This window comes from Metabacillus herbersteinensis, from assembly GCF_042433335.1.
Taxonomy (GTDB): domain Bacteria; phylum Bacillota; class Bacilli; order Bacillales; family Bacillaceae; genus Metabacillus; species Metabacillus herbersteinensis.
Window position 1 is genome coordinate 1 of record NZ_JBHLVO010000100.1, and the last position, 610, is coordinate 610.

Genomic DNA, 610 nt, shown 5'->3' on the forward strand with positions numbered 1-610 from the left:
GCTCACCGCCGGTAATGACCACGTGGCGGGCAGTCCACCCCTGCCGCCCAATAATCGCCAGCAGATCCTCGCTGCTTGCCGGGCCCCACTTGTCGCTCTCTTTGGTTTTCGCCAGGATGCTGAACAACGACACTTCCCGATCGGCCAGCTTGTCCCAGGTATGCTTGGTGTCACACCACGCGCATCCTACCGGGCATCCCTGCAGACGAATAAAGATGGCAGGCACGCCGGTGAAGTAACCCTCGCCTTGCAGGGTCTGGAACATCTCGTTAATCGGGTACTGCATAGTCATCTCTGTTTAGGGTGATAAACGTTCATTATCGCAGATTTCGCTGCCCAGGTCTTGTCCTGCGCTGCGATCGCTTTTTTACCCCTCCGTCAATATCCGTGTCGGGAATAATATTATTGATTAAAAAGGCAATCTTTTCTTTTGGCTTAGTTTATTAGCATGATAAGAATTAAAATAAATAGCATTCTGACGCGCGGGCGGAAATATGTAACAAAAAATGTTATTCCTGTCATTCAGGATAACATAAAAGGTCCAAGAACCAAAATAAAAAACCTTAAAATACAGTAATGTACAAACTGATACATGAAAGAGTGAATTATC

The 610-nt window shown here is 47.0% G+C and carries 1 protein-coding gene; it reads right to left on the reverse strand.

Annotated elements, in window-relative coordinates:
• Positions 1-286 (reverse strand): radical SAM family protein (locus tag ACFFIX_RS27870; protein WP_512700180.1); only part of this gene is annotated, 286 nt, incomplete at its 3' end.
• Positions 287-610: the final 324 nt, after the last annotated feature.